Origin of the sequence: Arthrobacter sp. CAN_A212 (assembly GCF_015752345.1) — a bacterium.
In the GTDB taxonomy this organism is placed as follows: Bacteria; Actinomycetota; Actinomycetes; order Actinomycetales; family Micrococcaceae; genus Arthrobacter_D.
In genome coordinates this window covers 147,722-164,523 of record NZ_JADOUT010000002.1, presented here as the reverse complement: position 1 = coordinate 164,523, position 16,802 = coordinate 147,722, and the positions used below count along the sequence as shown (strand labels likewise).

The window sequence follows — 16,802 nt, the reverse complement described above, 5'->3', positions numbered from 1 at the left end:
CACTGGCCAGCCCGCTGCTAGCTGTCCCCGGCCACGTTCGCTCCGTGGCCCGCCTCCCGGAGCGCATCCCGCAGCGCTGCGGCGTTGGCGTCGAGCCGCGCCGGGTCCGGATTGTGGTCCACCGCGTGAACGTCGAAGTCCTTCGCGCTCTGCGTCGGCCAGACGTGGACATGCAGGTGCGGCACCTCGAACCCCTCCACCAGCACGCCCACCCGCTTCGGTGCGAACGCGGTCACCTGCGCCTTGCCGATGGTTTGCGCCACGGCCATCACCTTGCCCAGAAGCTCAGGTTCCGCGTCCACCCAGTGCGCCACCTCCCGCCGGGGCAGCACCAGGGTGTGCCCGTCGGTCAGGGGTGCGATCGTGAGAAAAGCGACGACGTCGTCGTCCTTCCAGACGAAGCGCCCCGGAATGTCACCGTCGATAATCTTGGTGAACAGGGTACTCATGCGAAACTCCTCGGATGCTTGGTCGGGGTGGGTGGGTAGGTGGCCGGTGCCGGGCCGGGTGGGCCGGCTAGGCTCCGGTTGCCACCGGCAACTCGGACCGCGACGACCACTGGGACCATGATCCCGGGTACAGTGCGGCACGGTAGCCGGCAATCTCCAGGGCAGCGATCTGGTGGGCGGCGGTGATCCCTGACCCGCAGTACACGGCGACGTCGACCGTGTCGCTGACACCGAGGGCCTCGAACCTTTCCCGGAGGTCCTGCGGCGTCTTGAACCGCAGGTCGGGGGCGAGGTTTTCGGTGGTGGGTGCGCTGATCGCCCCGGGAATATGGCCCGCCTTCGGATCCAGCGGTTCCACCTCGCCGCGGAACCGTTCACCGGCGCGCGCGTCCAGCAGGACGCCGTCCCGTGCGACGTCCGAGACGGCATCGATCGGGGTCACCGGCATGGCCCCCTGCGTCAGGTCGACTTCGCCGAGACAGTGTTGTTCCTCGCCGCCCTCGGTCTCGAAGCCGGCGGCAGTCCAGGCGGTGAGTCCGCCGTCGAGCAGGTGCACAGTCTCGAGCCCTGCCCAGCGCAGCAGCCACCAGAGACGTGCGGCCGAGGTGTTGCCGGAATTGTCATAGGCGACGACGACGTCGCCGTCGTTGATGCCCCACTGCCGGGCAGCTTCCTGCAAGCGATCGATAGTCGGCAGCGGATGCCTGCCCTCGCGGGCTGACGGTTCGGCGCTGAGCGTGGACTCCAGGTCAACGTAGACGGCGCCGGGGATGTGGGCTGATTGGTAATGACCGTGACCGTGGGGATCGCCCAGCGTCCAGCGGACATCCAGCAGGACCGTCTGCAGACCGGAGGTCATCCGGTCCCGCAGGGCCTGCACGTCCATCAGAGTCTTCATCAAGATCTCCTTTTGAATGTGACCGGCAGCACTGCCGGGCCTATGTGCACAAGTCCACCACAGCCCGTGCTGGTTTTGTAATCCATTGCCTGGCGGCTCAGGGACCGGACGGGGCTGTGGCCGGTAGGCTGAACCCGTGACTATCCTGACGCCCCTCTCCGAAAGGTCCTGGGCTGCGGAAGCGATCCGCCGCATCGAGGCCGAGAACAACCGGTCTGCCGATACACACCTGTACGCGGTCCCCCTGCCGGAGCACTGGGGAGTGGATCTGTTCCTCAAGGACGAGTCCACGCACCGCACCGGCAGCCTCAAGCACCGCCTGGCACGGTCCCTGTTTCTGTTCGGCCTGGTCAACGGCTGGATTACTGAGAACACCACCATCGTCGAAGCGTCGAGTGGTTCGACAGCCGTCTCGGAGGCCTATTTCGCACAGCTCCTCGACCTGCCGTTCATTGCCGTGATGACCCGGACCACCAGCAAGGAAAAGATCGACCTGATCGAGCAGTACGGCGGGGCCTGCCACTTCGTGGACCACGCCTCAGAGGTGTATGACGCGGCCGCTGAACTCGCTGCCACCACGGGTGGCCACTACATGGACCAGTTCACCTATGCGGAGCGGGCCACCGACTGGCGTGGCAACAACAACATTGCCGAATCGATCTTCGGCCAGCTCGCGCTGGAACAACACCCAATCCCCGACTGGATCGTGGTGGGGGCCGGAACCGGTGGCACCAGTGCCACCATCGGCCGGTACATCAGGTACCAGCGCCACCGGACCCGGCTGGCCGTCGTCGACCCGGAGAACTCGGCGTTTTACCCGGCATGGCTCAACCGGGGCACCTCCGCGGCGGGCAGCCCCTCCCGCATCGAGGGCATCGGACGGCCCCGGCTGGAACCCAGCTTTGTGCCGGGAGTGATTGACCACATGATTCAGGTGCCTGATGCGGCCTCCGTCGCCGCGATGCGGCACCTGAGGGACCTCACCGGGCTCCACGCCGGGCCGTCCACCGGGACCAACCTGTGGGGTGTCTGGTGCCTGATTGCCGAAATGGTCGCCGAGGGACGGCGGGGCAGCGTGGTGTCGCTGATGTGTGACGCCGGCACCCGGTATGCCGGGTCGTACGACGACGACGCCTGGCTGGCCGCCCGCGGCCTGGATCCGGCACCCGCAACGGCTCAGTTGGAGCGGTTCTTCAGCACCGGGACGTGGCACGACTGAGAGAAGCCAGATAGCGGCGGCCACGCGAACCGGGTAGAACTGAGTAATGACTGATTCCCTGGTGCTTGGTCCCATGATGCGGTATGTCGACCTGACGTCGGCCAGCATCTGGGTGGAAACCCGCCGCGCAGCCCAGGTGACGGTCGCTGCAGGGCAGCGCACCTGGACCGCCCGGACTTTCGGCGTCCACGGCCACCACTACGCCCTCGTCGAAGTCGATGGGCTGGAACCCGGCTCCGTCTCCGAGTACACGGTGTCGATTGACGGTGAGCTGGTGTGGCCGGAGGAAGGATCCACGTACCCGCCCTCGAAGATCGCCACTCTGGCACCCGGCAAGCCGATCAAGATGGCCTTCGGCTCGTGCCGGACCAGCGTCCCCCACAACGAGGCAGGAAACGGCAAGCACGGCGTCGACTCGATGCGGGCCTACGCCCTCAACATGGCGAACGGCGTCGACGACGTCGCGTGGCCCGATCTGGTGGTCTTCCTCGGTGACCAGGTGTACGCGGATGTGACCAGCGACGCGATGCAGGAGTTCATCAAGACCCGGCGGGACATCACCGAGGAACCCGGCGAGGAACTGAAGGATTACGAGGAGTACGCGCACCTGTACAACCTGGCGTGGTCGGACGATGCCAACCGGTGGCTGCTGTCGACCCTGCCCAGCGCCATGATTTTCGACGACCACGACATCCGGGACGACTGGAACACCTCCCTGAAATGGAAGCAGTCAATGGAGGAGACGTCCTGGTGGCAGGGGCGCATCGTCTCGGGACTCGGGTCCTACTGGGTGCACCAGCATCTGGGCAACCTCTCCCCGCAGAACCGTGCCGACGACGAAATCTGGCAGGTCATCGCTGCGCATCACGGGGAAAACGAACTGGACATCAGTGATGTGCTGGACCGGTTCGCCGACCGGGCGAACCGACAACCCGCCACTTACCGCTGGAGCTTTGCCCGGGAAATCGGCGACGTGCGCCTGGTGGTCGTCGACTCCCGCGCGGGTCGGGTGCTCGACCCCGACAAGCGCTCCATCCTCGACGATCAGGAGATGGACTGGCTGGATGGGCAGATGCAGGGCGGCTTCCGTCACCTGCTGGTCGCCACCTCGCTGCCCTTCCTGCTCCCCGCAGGCCTGCACCACATCGAAGCCTGGAACGAGGCGCTGGCCGACGGCGCCTGGGGCAGGTTTGGCGCGAAAATCGGTGAGAAGATGCGGCGCACCGTTGACCTGGAACACTGGGGCGCTTTCCAGCGGAGCTTCAGGACTGTCGCACGAATGGCGGTCGAGGTGGCCGACGGGTTGCGCGGGCCGGCGCCGGAGACAGTGACCTTCCTCTCCGGGGACGTGCACTTCTCGTACGTTTCCGAGGTGGAGCGCACCTCGGGCAGCCGGATCATCCAGGCGGTGTGCTCACCCATCCGCAACCCGCTCCCCCGGGCAATGCGGTTTGCGACGGCGATCTTGTCCTACGGCGTCGCGAGCCCGGTGGGGGCGCTGGTGGCCAGATCAGCCAAAGTCCCGAACCCGCCGTTCCGGTGGTCAGGCCTGAAGGGGCCCTGGTTCGACAACAACCTCGCGGGCCTCCAGGACGGCCCCGACGGGCTCCGGTTCTGGTGGGAGCGCGGCATCGTGGTCGACGGCGACCACCTCTCGCCGAAGCTCGAGCAGGTCTCGACGGTGACCGTCTCCCCCCGGACCTCAGCCGCGGGGGCCGGGTCCTCCCAGCACTAGATCATCACATTCTCGCCCGGGGCAAGATGGCGGAACTCGGTGCCGTACAGCCCGCCGAGGCGGGCGACGTGGCCCTCGACCATCTGCAGTCCCGTGTCATTGAGCAGTGCGTCGTGGATCTGATAGGCCCGCGGCGCGCGCACCGAGGTGACAAAATCGATCACCTCCGCGATCTTTGACCAGGGGGCATGCACCGGGACCAGCAGCGTGGTGATGTCGATGCCGTGGGGGACGATGAAGGAATCTCCCGGGTGGTAGAGGTTGCCGTCAATCACGTAGCCGATGTTCGCGACTACCGGGATCTGCGGGTGAATCATCGCGTGCTGGCCGCCGAAGGTCTGCACCTCGAACCCGGCAACGCTGTAGCGTTGCTCCGGCGCGGCCGTGTGCACTCTACCGGCGGCGTCCCCGTCGAGGCGTTCGGCCAGCGCGCTCGCGACCACCTCCGGCGCATACACCACCAGCGACGGGTCGTCGTGGAGTGCAGCCACCACCCGGTCCTCATCGATGTGGTCGGGATGCTGGTGGGTAATCAGGAGTGCGTGCGCACCGGCGAGGGCGGTCTCCACCTCGGAGAACGATCCCGGGTCGAGGACCAGCACCGCACCCTCTTTTTCCAGCCGGACACAGGAGTGGGTGAATTTGGTGAGCTTCATCGCGTCAGCCTACCGTCAGGGCCCTGCCCGCCAACAGGGTTGTCCGCGGAGCGCTGGTAACCTTGTTCGCGGGGTCAGTAACGTACGAGCCGCCAGGAGGCGATTTCCGAGTGCCACCAACAGCAGAACCGGCAGCCCGTAAGGGGACCGAACAACGGGTCACTAAACAGCGCCTGGCAGTGAGCGCAGCGCTCGATGACCTGGACGATTTTGTCAGCACCCAGGAGTTGCATCGGCTGTTGCACGAGACGGGCCAGCCGGTCTCCCTGGCCACCACCTACCGCATCCTGCAGTCAATGTCCGAGGACGGTCTGGTCGATGTGCTGCGTAACGGCGAAAACGAGGCCGTTTACCGCAGGTGTGCAGCCCCCCACCATCATCACCATCTGCTGTGCCGCAACTGCGGCCGCGCGGTGGAAATCGAAGCGCCAGCGGTAGAGAAGTGGGCCGCCCGCATTGCCGAGGAGCATGGTTACACCGAGGTGGCCCACACCGTGGAAATCTATGGTCTGTGCCCGCTGTGCTCAACCGGTCAGGTGCCGGTCTAGGCGGAGCGCACCTGCGAGGGTTGACGGGTACTGGCGCTGGTCCGCCGGCCCCGCTGCCAGCTGATGCCGCGGCAAATGAGGTAGATGACAAAGGAAATGGTCGTCACATAGGGGCTGATCGGAATCCGGCCACCGAGCGCCAGCAGGATGCCGCCGACCACCGAGAGGCAGGCGAACACGACGCTGAGCAGCACCACCAGACGTGGCGATGAAGTCACCTTCAGCGCGGCCGCCGCCGGTGTGATCAGGAGGGCCAGGACCAGCAGGGCTCCGACCACCTGGATGGACAGAGCCACCGAGACGCCGAGCAGGAACATGAACATGATCGACAGCCCGCGGACGGGTACCCCGCGAGCCTCCGCGAGATCGGCGTCGGCGCTGGCGAAGGTCAGCGGACGCCAGATCGCCAGCAGCGCCACCATCACTGCGAGGGCGCAGCCGACGAGGAGGGATAGCTGCACGTCGTCGACCGAGACAATCTGGCCGGTCAGCAGACCGAACTTATTCGCCGCCCGGCCCTCGTAGAGTGCCAGGAAGAGGATCCCGAGGCCAAGCCCGAACGGCATGATGACGCCGATAATTGAGTTGCGGTCCCGCGCCCTGATCCCCATGACCCCGAGCAACACGGCGGCCATCACCGATCCGACGAGGGAGCCATAGATGACGTTGGCGCCGATGAGCAGGGCGAACGCGGCGCCGGCAAAGGACAGCTCCGCGATCCCGTGCACCGCGAACGCCAGATCCCTCATCATGACGAAGGTACCGATCAGTCCGCCCAGGAGCCCCAGTACTGCCCCCGCCCAGAGCGAATTCTGCACCAGCGGCAACAGGTCGGCGTAGTTCTCGAAGTTGAAGATAGCGGTGAAGATCTCCTGCAGATCCACTGTCAGTGTCCTTCCGCATGGTGGTGGGTGGTGTCATCGGGGAGCCCGACGACGATGATCCGCCCTTTGCTGTGCAGGACCTCGACGTTGCTGTTGTAGAGCTCCGAGAGCACCTCGCTGGTCATCACCTCGTGCGGCGGCCCCACCCTGAACTGCCCGCCCGCCAGGTAGAGCACCCGGTCCACATAGTCGATGATGGGGTTGATTTCATGGGTGACAAAGACCACCGCGGAGTCGTTGTTCCGGCACTGGGAGTTGATCAAACCACTGACCGCCTGCTGGTGGTGCAGGTCCAGTGACAGGAGCGGCTCGTCGCAGAGCAACACCTCAGGATTGGTCGCGAGTGCCTGCGCTGCGCGGAGCCGCTGCTGCTCGCCGCCGGACAGCCTGCCGACCGGTGCTTCGGCGTAGTCCGATGCACCCACCTTGTCCAGCAGGGCGTCCACTGCAGCGTTGTAATCCTTGCCCCGCCAGCGGAGGCCCCAGCGATGGCCATCGACGCCAAGGCCCACCAGATCCCGTGCCCGCAACGGAGTTTCGGGAGGGAACGATTTCTGCTGCGGGATATACCCGATGTCCCGGCTTCCCCGCCGTACCCTGGACCCGTTCACCGTGGCCGACCCGGAGTCCAGCTGCTGCAACCCCAGCAGGACCTTCAGCAGGCTGGTTTTACCCGACCCGTTCGGGCCCAGGACGGCGAAAAACTCGCCGGGATGGATGTCAAGGTCAAGGTCCCGCCAGAGCACGCGATCACCGAACGAAAGGGACGCCGACCGCAGTTGGATGACGGGTTCCGCGGTGCGGTGATCAGTCGAGGGGTGGTCATGGGTCAAGGCCAGTGGGTTCAGCTCCAGTAGAAGGTAGGTGGCGCCAGATCAGGGGGCGAGGATGCTTTCGATGCCGTCCACGTTGGCGGTCATCCAACTCAGGAAGTCGTCCCCCTCAGGCACAGTTTCGGTGAAGTTCACGATGGGCACCCCGGCTTCGTCCGCCGCGTCGCGGACGGTCTGGGTCTGGGGGCTTTCCGTCTGCTCATTATAGGCAAGGAAGGCCAGCGACTCGTCCTCCATCAGGTTCATCATGTCGTTGAGGACGGCGACTGACACATCAGAGCCTTCCTCGATTGCCTCGCTGTAGCCTTCGGGGGTGACGTTCTGCAGTCCTGCCGCCTCCAGCAGGTAGACCGGGACGGGTTCGGTGATCGCGACCGTCAGGCCGTCGGCAGTGCTGCTCAGTTCCGCCAACCGGTCGGTCAATGCGTTGATCCCGGTGGTGAACTCCTCAACGTTGCCCTCGTAGGTCGCGGCGTTGTCCGGGTCGAGGCTGGACAGCTTCGTCCCGATATCTTCGGCCACTGCTGCCATGGCGTCCAGGTCGTACCAGACATGCTCGTTCACGGATCCATGAGCGTGATCCGAATGGTCGTCCTCGGCATGCTCTTCCTCGCCCTCGTGCTCGGCGTGCTCCTCCTCAGACTCTTCGTAGCCGGACACGGAAACCGCCGAGACAATGTAGTCGTGATCCATTTCCACTTCGTCTGCCAACTGGTGGAGGAACGGGTCATACCCTCCACCATTCTCGATCAGCAGCTCCGCCTCGGACACAGCCAGTTTGTCCTGCACCGTGGCTTCGTAGGAGTGCGGGTCCTGTGACAGCGAGTCCACGATCGAGGTCACCGAAACGAACTCCCCGCCAATGGTCTCGGCGATGTCGCCATACACGTTGGTGGAGGACACCACCTGGATGCCCTCGGTGGATGGGTCCGCGGCTGCCGGGTTACCCGACTGGCCGCACCCGGTCAGGGCAAGAGCCGCCGCTGCTACCCCGACGAAAGTTGTCGATGTGGAAAGACGTCGCATTGTTCCTCGATCTTCGTATGGCGGGTCCTCGGATGATTACCCGGTGAATTCGAGTCTAACGCAAACGCGAATCATTCGCATATCGAAGCGACTACACAGGGCGTCGATCCGCCCCCAGCTCGACGACGCTCTCCCCCGTCCGCCGATGACCCTGGTTCTGGGTGGCGTCGCGGATCTCACCGATCAACTGCTCGATCACGTCCTCAAGGAACAACACCCCGTGGGTTGCGCCGTCGGGACCGAGGACCCGTGCCAGGTGTGACCCGGTGCGCTGCATGGTGCTCAGCGCGGTCTCGATTTCGTCATCCAGGGACAGGTTCGCCAGCGTGCGCACCTTGTTCTCAGTAATCGGCTTCGAGTACATCTCCTCCGAGATGGACATGATGTCCTTGAGGTGCATGTAGCCGGTGAGGACATCGTTCTCGTCCATCAATACGAACCGGGAGAACCCTGTCCTGCCGACCGTCTTCTCAAACTCGGCAGGGGTGGAATCGGTCCGCACGCTGACCAGTTCCTCCAGGGGGACCATGACGGTGCCGGCTGTCTGACCAGAGAACTCGAGCGCACCGGAGATCAGCCCTGAGCCGTCGTCGACCAGTCCGTGCCGGGTGGACTCCTGAACGATTGATTGCACCTCCTCCAGGGTGAAGGACGAGGTCACCTCGTCCTTCGGCTCCACTCTCATGGCCCGCAGGATGTGGTTGGCCAGCCAGTTCAGCGAGCCGATGATCGGGTTCACGATGCGTGCGATCATCACCAGCGGCGGGGCCAGCAGCAGGGCCGCCTTGTCGGCGACCGACACCGAAATGTTCTTCGGAACCATCTCACCGAACGTCACATGCAGGAAGGTCACCACGAGCAGGGCGATCGCAAACGCGATAATGTCGGCCGGTCCCGCAGGGATTCCCACCGTCTCCAGTGGAACCACCAAGAGGTGGTGGATTGCGGGTTCAGCCACCTGCAGGATGAGCAGTGAGCACACGGTGATACCGAGCTGCGCACAGGCCAGCATCAGCGAGACGTGTTCCATTGCCCACAGGGTGGTTTTCGCCCGCTTGGAGCCCGCGTCTGCGAGCGGTTCGATCTGGCTGCGACGGGCAGACATCACGGCGAACTCGGCGCCGACGAAAAAGGCATTGCCAATCAGCAGGACAACTAGCCATACGATTCCGGCCCAGTCGCTCATCGTCGGCCTTCCGTTACTGCGGCGGTCGCTCCGCTGGTGTCATCTGCTGGTTGTCGGGGGATGAAGCTGACCCGGTCGATCCGGCGCCCATCCATGCGTTCCACTTCGAGGAGCCCACCCCGGACGTCGACCCGGTCACCGGGGACTGCAATCCGCCCCAGCTCGGCCATGATGTACCCAGCGACAGTCTCGTACCCTGCCTCATCCGGCACCGCAAGGTGCGGGATTTGGTCAGTAACCTCGTCGGGACGCATCAGCCCGGGAAAGAACCAGTTGCCTGAGGCGCTCTGCAGGACTCCCGGCTTGAGCTTGTCGTGTTCATCGGCGACCTCGCCGACGATTTCCTCAACCAGGTCCTCCAGGGTGACCACGCCAGCGGTGCCGCCGTATTCGTCCAGGACTACGGCGAGTTGGAGGTTCGCCTCCCGCAGCTCGGCGAGAAGCGAATCCAGGTGGACCGTCTCAGGCACCCGCAGCACCTCGGTCATGATGGTTCCGGCGGGGAGACCTGCCCGCTTGCTGCGGGGGACGGCCACTGCCTTCTTGACGTGTACCACGCCCCGGATGTCATCGGGAGAGTCGGCAATCAGCGGGAACCGGGAGAACCCGGTCCGGCGGGCGAGGTCGACGACGTCGGCCACGGTTTGATCAGAGTCAATGGTTTCCATCCGGATCCGTGGCGTCATCACGTCTGCGGCGGTGCGTTCCGAGAAACTGAACGTGCGCGCCAGAAAATTTGCGGTACCGGCGTCAAGGGTGCCCATCTCGGCGGATCGGCGGACCAACGAGGACAACTCCGAGGGGGTGCGGGCACCGGAGATCTCCTCCTTCGCCTCCAGTCCAAAGAGGTTGAGGACACGGTTCGAGAAGCCGTTGAGGACAACGATCGCAGGTTTGAAGACACCGGTGAAGATCAGCTGTGGCCGTGCCAGGAGTTTGCCGATCTTGAAGGGAAGCGCGATCGCGAGGTTCTTCGGGACCAGCTCGCCGATCAGCATCGATAACAGGGTGGCGAGGGTCATTGCGATCACCAGGGAAACGGTGGCCAGAATCGCGTCGGGGACCCCGATCGATGTCAGGGGCCCCTGAATCAGTCGTCCAACCGAGGGCTCCATCACGTACCCGGTCAGCAAGGTGGTGAGGGTGATGCCCAGCTGACAGCTGGACAGCTGGGTCGAGAGTGACTTCAGGCACTTGAGGAGGGGCACGGCGCCCTTGTCCCCGTTATCCACGGCTCGCTGCACGTAGGTCTGATCAAGTGCGACGAGGGAGAATTCCACGGCGACAAAGAACCCGGTGCCGAGGATGAGCAGCAGGCCTGCTACGAGGAAATAGATCTCCATGGTGCCGTCACCGCCGCCCGGGCGGTATGGCCCTGATCGCTAAGGGAACACTGTGGATGATCGGGTAGCCCCGGTCTAGAGGGCTCCGATAGCGGCTCGGTGGAGCTTGCCGCCGAGAAACCGGCCCTGTTGGGCTCGCTCTCAGTGGGGCTCAGAAGTGCCGGTAGGTGGTGATGGGGGTAAGTGCGGGGGCTGCCGGCGCTTCTCGATCGTGCTGCGGAGATTCGCTGCGCACGCATCGCGGGCCGGCCCCTAGAGGAACTGTCCATAAGAGTTTCAGTTTACATCAGGGACCGGGCCACACCAGTCCCTCCTACCAGCTCTGTGGCAGCGGCCTGCCCTCTTCATAGCCAGCCGCCGACTGAACACCCACCACTGCGTTTTCCCGGAACTCGGCGAGGCTGCGTGCGCCAGCGTAGGTCATCGAGCTGCGCAACCCGGCGGTGATCATGTCCAACAGGTCCTCCACACCGGGCCGCGCCGGGTCGAGGTACATTTTCGACGTCGAGATCCCCTCTTCGAAGAGGCCCTTCCGTGCCCGCGCGAACACGTCGTCGCGCTGGGTCCGGTTCTGGACGGCCCGCGCCGAAGCCATGCCGAAGCTCTCCTTATACTGTCGGCCGCTGCTGTCGGTCTGCAGGTCACCCGGGCTCTCATAGGTGCCAGCGAACCACGAACCGATCATCACCTGGCTGGCACCGGCTGCCAGGGCCAGGGCGACGTCCCGGGGGTACCGCACGCCGCCGTCGGCCCATACCTGGGCGCCCAGCGAGCGCGCCGCCGCGGCGCACTCCTGGACTGCCGAAAACTGGGGACGCCCGACGGCGGTCATCATCCGGGTGGTGCACATGGCACCTGGCCCCACCCCCACCTTGACGATGTTGGCGCCAGCCTCAACCAGGTCGCGGACGCCCCCGGCGCTCACCACATTTCCGGCAACGATCGGCACCGGGCGCGCGAGTCCGTTGGCAACACTGCGGACCACCTTCAGGGCGTCGAGCATCTTGCGCTGATGCCCGTGGGCGGTATCCACCACCAGGACGTCCACACCGGCGTCGAGCAGCGCCGAGGCCTTGGCCTCAACGTCGCCGTTGATGCCGACGGCGGCCGCTACCCGGAGGGCACCCTTCGCGTCGAGCGCCGGCCGGTAGATCGTGGAGCGGAGCGCGCCCTTGCGGGTCAGCACGCCCAGGAGTTCGCCGTCGCGCAGCACGGGGGCCAGGCTGGTGCTGGACGCGTCGAGTTCCTCGAATGCCCGCTGCAGGCCCGCTAGGGGATCTCCCTCGAACCGGGTGGACTCGAAGCTGATGAAGCTGGTGCGCATCACCGATTCCAGCGACGCGAACCGGTCGACGCCCTCGCAGTCGGCGGACCGGACCACTCCGACACAGTGGTTCTGCTCGTTTACCACCATCACTGCCCCGTGGGAGCGCTTGTTGATCAGGTGCAGTGCGTCGATGACGGTGTTGTTCGGCTTCAGCCGCAGCGGTGTCTCGTAGACAGCATCGCGGCTCTTCACCCACTGGGTGACCTCCGCGATCACCTCGGACGGGATGTCCTGCGGCAGCACCGCGAGGCCGCCGCGGCGGGCCACTGTTTCCACCATCCGCCGCCCTGTCACTGCGGTCATGTTGGCGACGACCAGGGGGATGGTGGTGCCCGAGGAATCATCACTGGATAGGTCCACATCGAATCTGGAGACCACTTCGGACGCTGACGGGACCAAAAAGACGTCTGAATAGGTGAGGTCAGTGGCGGGCTGATTGATAAAACGCATGGTGTTGCTCCTGGCTCGGCTTCCCTGAAAGTCTAGGCGGTTGACGCCCAGGGGCACGCACTCTCGTCGGCGCTCCGGCGGTCACCGCCGGAGCGCTCGGAAGCATCACGGAAGGATCCCCGCAGGATTGCCCAGGTGATTGGCTTGTTGCCTCAGACTGTCATTAGACTGACACAGGGTCTGTATACAGTTTTATCTAGCAAGAAAAGGCTGCAGGCTGTTCCCACCGGGCTCAGGGCAAACTTACGGAAGAGGCGTATTACTAGTGCCAGAACAACCCAACCACCGTCTACCTGAAGAATTCGGCGGAAACGAGTGGCTTGTCGACGAGTTATACGAGCAGTTCCAAAAGGACCGGAACTCGGTGGACAAGAAGTGGTGGACACTGTTCGACTCCTTTGCCGCCGATGACTCCAAGTCCGGAAACGGGCGCCCAGCCTCGACCAACAGCGGCTCGAATGACAGTGCTGTCAAGAGCGGCGTCAACAACAGCAGCGGTGAACTCGGCCACAACCCAGCCACCCGCGAACTGCCCGTGGTGAACGCAGAGGGCAGCACCCCCAAGGCATCGGGCGAGTCTCCCGCGAGCTTCGAGGAGTCGGCAAAGCCGCCGGTTCCAAAGGAGACGCACAGCAAGGCCGAGATCAAGGCCGAAGACAAGGCTGACCAGGCTATGGAGGCGGCAGCCAAGGAACGAGCCGAGAAGCCCGTGGCCAAGCAGTCCGAGAGCGCAAAGGCCGAGAAGCCGGCGACGACGCCGATCCCCGCCCAGTTACCGAAGACCGATCGCAGCACCGACATGGACGAGGACACGGTCAAGGTCCTCCGCGGACCGGCCAAGGCGATCGCGACCAACATGGACGCCAGCCTGACCGTTCCGACCGCGACGAGCGTCCGCGCCATCCCGGCGAAGCTGCTCATCGACAACCGGGTGGTCATCAACAACCACCTCGCCCGCGCCCGCGGCGGCAAGGTTTCCTTCACCCACCTCATCGGCTACGCCATCATTCGTGCGCTGGCCCAGTTCCCCTCCCAGAACGTGTACTACGACGTCGTTGACGGCAAGCCCTCGGCGGTGCAGCCCGCGCACGTGAACTTCGGCCTGGCCATCGACATGCCCAAGCCGGATGGCACGCGCTCGTTGGTGGTTCCCAACATCAAGAAGGCCGAGACGATGAACTTCTCGGACTTTTGGCACGCCTACGAGGACCTGGTCAAGAAAGCCCGTGGCGGCAAGCTGGGTGCAGACGACTACGCGGGGACGACCGTATCCCTGACCAACCCGGGCGGGATCGGCACCGTCCATTCGGTGCCCCGCCTCTCCAAGGGCCAGGCCTGCATCATCGGTGCCGGCGCCCTGGAGTACCCGGCCGAGTTCCAGGGTTCCAGTGAGAAAACCCTCGCCCGGCACGCAATCAGCAAAACCATCACCCTGACGTCCACCTACGATCACCGCGTGATCCAGGGTGCGGGCAGCGGCGAGTTCCTGCGGATCATCCACCAGCTCCTGCTCGGTGAGCAGAACTTCTACGACGAGATCTTCGAGGCCCTGCGGATCCCGTACGAGCCGGTCCGGTGGAGCGCCGACATCCAGGTTGATCCGATGGATGAAATCAATAAGGTTGCCCGCATCCAGCAGCTGATTCACGCCTACCGGGTGCGCGGTCATCTGATGGCCGACACCAACCCGCTGGAGTACGTCCAGCGCAAGCACGCCGACCTCGACGTGCGCACCCACGGCCTGACCCTGTGGGATCTGGACCGGGAGTGGCCCACGGGCGGCTTCGGCGGCAAGCCGATGCTCAAGTTCCGGACCATCCTCGGTGTCCTCCGGGATGCGTACTGCCGCACCACCGGCATCGAGTACATGCACATCCAGGACCCGGAGGAGCGTCAGTGGTTCCAGGATGAGCTGGAACACTCCTACTCCAAGCCCAGCCGTGAAGAGCAGATGCGCGTGCTGCACCAGCTCAACGCCGCCGAGGCTTTTGAGACCTTCCTGCAGACGAAGTTCGTTGGCCAGAAGCGGTTCTCCCTTGAGGGTGGCGAGTCACTGATTCCGCTGCTGGACTCCGTGATTTCGAACGCCGCCGACGACGGCCTCGACGAGGTGGCAATCGGCATGGCACACCGAGGCCGGCTGAACGTCCTGACCAACATCGCCGGCAAGACCTATGGCCAGGTCTTCCGTGAATTCGAGGGCACCCAGGATCCACGGTCGGTACAGGGCTCCGGTGACGTGAAGTACCACCTGGGCACGGAGGGCACCTTCACCTCGGAGAGCGGCAACGAGACCAAGATCTACCTGGCGGCGAACCCGTCCCACCTTGAGGCGGTGGACTCGGTCCTCGAGGGGATCGTTCGGGCCAAGCAAGACCGGCTCGACCAGGGGAACGCGTTCCCCGTGCTGCCCATCCAGATCCACGGCGACGCGGCCTTCGCTGGCCAGGGCGTCGTCGCTGAAACCCTGAACCTGTCCCAGCTCCGCGGTTACCGTACCGGTGGCACCATCCACATCATTGTGAACAACCAGGTCGGCTTCACCACCTCCCCCACCTCGTCGCGTTCCTCGGTCTACTCGACGGATGTGGCGAAGATGGTGCAGGCGCCGATCTTCCACGTCAACGGAGATGATCCGGAAGCGGTGGTCCGCGTAGGCCAGCTGGCCTACCAGTTCCGCCAGAAGTTCAACAAGGACGTGGTCATCGACATGGTGTGCTACCGCCGCCGTGGCCACAACGAGGGCGACGACCCGTCGATGACCCAGCCCATGATGTACAACCTCATCGAAGCCAAGCGGTCGGTCCGCAAGCTCTACACCGAGGCTCTGATCGGTCGTGGCGACATCAGCCAGGATGAGGCCGAGCAGGCTCTGAAGGACTATCAGGAGCGTCTGGAACGGGTGTTCGCCGAGACCCATGCGGCCCAGACGTCACCGATCCCCATCGTGACCAAGGATGCTGCAGCTGTGTCGGATATCGAACGGCCCATCGCCCAGCAGTCCGATACCGGGGTCGGGGCGCCAGCCAGCACCGCGATCACCGCCGAGACCCTCGCCCACATCGGCAAGGTTCATACGGCAATTCCCGAGAACTTCACTGTGCACCCGAAGCTGAAGGCGCTGCTGGACAAGCGCGAGCAGATGTCGCGTGAGGGTGGCATCGACTGGGGCTTCGGCGAGCTCGCCGCCTTCGGGTCGTTGCTGATGGAAGGCGTCCCCGTCCGTCTGGCTGGGCAGGACTCCCGTCGCGGGACGTTCGTCCAGCGGCATGCCGTTTTCCACGACCGGGCGACCGGCGAGGAATGGTTGCCCCTCGATGACCTGAGTGAGGCCCAGGCGAAGTTCTGGATCTACGATTCGCTGCTGTCGGAATACGCGGCGATGGGCTTCGAATACGGCTATTCGGTGGAACGCCCCGACGCGCTCGTCCTGTGGGAGGCCCAGTTCGGTGACTTCGTCAACGGTGCCCAGACGATCATCGACGAGTTCATCAGCTCCGCGGAACAGAAGTGGGGCCAGCGCTCGTCCCTGGTACTGATGCTGCCTCACGGGTACGAGGGCCAAGGCCCCGACCACTCGTCGGCCCGCATTGAACGGTTCCTGCAGATGTGCGCTGAGGACAACATGGTGGTGGCCAACCCCACCACCGCCGCGTCGCACTTCCACCTCCTGCGCCGTCAGGCCTACACCCGGCCCCGCAAACCGTTGATCATCTTCACCCCCAAGCAACTGCTTCGGCTGAAGGCGGCCGCGAGCTCGGTGGAGGACTTCACCACCGGCGGTTTCCTGCCGGTCATCCCGGACAAGCAGGAACTCAACGCCAACGACGTCGACCACGTCATCCTCGTCTCCGGACGCCTGTACTACGATCTGCTGGCCGCCCGCCAGAAGACCGAAGACCAGAAGACGGCAATCATCCGGGTGGAGCAGCTGGCGCCGCTCCCGGTGGATGACATCCTGGCGGCTGTCGGCGAGTACCCGAATGCCGACCTGGTGTGGGCCCAGGACGAACCAGCGAACCAGGGGCCATGGCCGTTCATCGGCCTGAACCTGCCTGAGCACCTGGACCGGCCCCTGCGGCTGGCATCCCGTCCGGCCTCGGCATCGACTGCGACAGGTTCGGCCAAGCGCCACGCCGTGGAGCAGGAGATTCTGGTCAAGAAGGCGTTCGAACGCAACTAGCAGCTGACCAGCTGCCGGGTACGTATGATGTTGGGTGGGGTGCCGGGCACCCCACCCAACTCCAG

Annotated in this window: 13 protein-coding genes; 4 read left to right on the top strand and 9 right to left on the bottom strand. The window is 64.7% G+C overall.

The window, feature by feature from the left end; all coding sequences use genetic code 11:
* Nucleotides 1-17: 17 nt before the first annotated feature.
* Both IWX64_RS03380 and IWX64_RS03375 read right to left on the bottom strand, forming a co-directional pair.
* The gene (locus IWX64_RS03380; RefSeq protein WP_196865756.1) at nt 18-449 is read right to left on the bottom strand and encodes an HIT family protein; all 432 of its coding nucleotides are present in this window, start codon (nt 447-449) and stop codon (nt 18-20) included.
* 67 nt (nt 450-516) lie between these two features.
* Nucleotides 517-1,347 (bottom strand): sulfurtransferase, encoded by an 831-nt coding sequence (locus IWX64_RS03375; protein WP_196865755.1) that lies wholly within the window; start codon nt 1,345-1,347, stop codon nt 517-519.
* Between the two features lie 136 nt (nt 1,348-1,483).
* Between IWX64_RS03375 and IWX64_RS03370 the strand changes: the two genes are divergently transcribed.
* Complete coding sequence (locus IWX64_RS03370; RefSeq protein ID WP_196865754.1) at nt 1,484-2,566, top strand: PLP-dependent cysteine synthase family protein; 1,083 nt, start codon at nt 1,484-1,486, stop codon at nt 2,564-2,566.
* Between the two features lie 46 nt (nt 2,567-2,612).
* Nucleotides 2,613-4,301: an alkaline phosphatase D family protein gene (locus tag IWX64_RS03365; protein ID WP_196865753.1), complete on the top strand. Its 1,689-nt coding sequence runs from the start codon at nt 2,613-2,615 to the stop codon at nt 4,299-4,301.
* On the opposite strand, the gene IWX64_RS03360 is transcribed toward IWX64_RS03365, so the two are convergent.
* Nucleotides 4,298-4,957: an MBL fold metallo-hydrolase gene (locus IWX64_RS03360; protein ID WP_196865752.1), complete on the bottom strand. Its 660-nt coding sequence runs from the start codon at nt 4,955-4,957 to the stop codon at nt 4,298-4,300. The two genes, IWX64_RS03365 and IWX64_RS03360, sit on opposite strands and share 4 nt — an antisense overlap.
* A 110-nt stretch (nt 4,958-5,067) precedes the next feature.
* On the opposite strand from IWX64_RS03360, the gene IWX64_RS03355 reads away from it, so the two are divergent.
* Nucleotides 5,068-5,505 carry a Fur family transcriptional regulator gene (locus IWX64_RS03355; RefSeq protein WP_196865751.1) on the top strand — a complete coding sequence of 146 codons (438 nt, stop codon included), beginning with the start codon at nt 5,068-5,070 and terminating at the stop codon, nt 5,503-5,505.
* Here IWX64_RS03355 and IWX64_RS03350 read toward each other — a convergent pair.
* The 6 genes from IWX64_RS03350 to IWX64_RS03325 form a co-directional block, all read right to left on the bottom strand.
* Nucleotides 5,502-6,389, bottom strand: coding sequence for a metal ABC transporter permease (locus tag IWX64_RS03350; protein ID WP_196865750.1), 888 nt, complete (start codon nt 6,387-6,389; stop codon nt 5,502-5,504). The genes IWX64_RS03355 and IWX64_RS03350 overlap by 4 nt on opposite strands.
* 2 nt (nt 6,390-6,391) lie before the next feature.
* Nucleotides 6,392-7,174: a metal ABC transporter ATP-binding protein gene (locus IWX64_RS03345; protein WP_196865917.1), complete on the bottom strand. Its 783-nt coding sequence runs from the start codon at nt 7,172-7,174 to the stop codon at nt 6,392-6,394.
* A 90-nt stretch (nt 7,175-7,264) separates the two neighbouring features.
* Complete coding sequence (locus IWX64_RS03340; RefSeq protein ID WP_196865749.1) at nt 7,265-8,248, bottom strand: metal ABC transporter solute-binding protein, Zn/Mn family; 984 nt, start codon at nt 8,246-8,248, stop codon at nt 7,265-7,267.
* Between the two features lie 91 nt (nt 8,249-8,339).
* Entirely contained in the window at nt 8,340-9,434 is a 1,095-nt protein-coding gene (locus IWX64_RS03335; protein ID WP_196865748.1) for a hemolysin family protein, read from the bottom strand.
* Nucleotides 9,431-10,777 (bottom strand): hemolysin family protein, encoded by a 1,347-nt coding sequence (locus tag IWX64_RS03330; RefSeq protein ID WP_196865747.1) that lies wholly within the window; start codon nt 10,775-10,777, stop codon nt 9,431-9,433. The genes IWX64_RS03335 and IWX64_RS03330 overlap by 4 nt, the downstream gene beginning before the upstream one ends.
* A 313-nt stretch (nt 10,778-11,090) precedes the next feature.
* Nucleotides 11,091-12,554: a GuaB1 family IMP dehydrogenase-related protein gene (locus IWX64_RS03325; protein WP_196865746.1), complete on the bottom strand. Its 1,464-nt coding sequence runs from the start codon at nt 12,552-12,554 to the stop codon at nt 11,091-11,093.
* Nucleotides 12,555-12,819: 265 nt separating this feature from the next.
* On the opposite strand from IWX64_RS03325, the gene IWX64_RS03320 reads away from it, so the two are divergent.
* Nucleotides 12,820-16,737, top strand: a complete 3,918-nt coding sequence (locus IWX64_RS03320; protein ID WP_196865745.1) for a multifunctional oxoglutarate decarboxylase/oxoglutarate dehydrogenase thiamine pyrophosphate-binding subunit/dihydrolipoyllysine-residue succinyltransferase subunit — start codon at nt 12,820-12,822, stop codon at nt 16,735-16,737.
* The last annotated feature ends 65 nt before the right edge of the window (nt 16,738-16,802 follow it).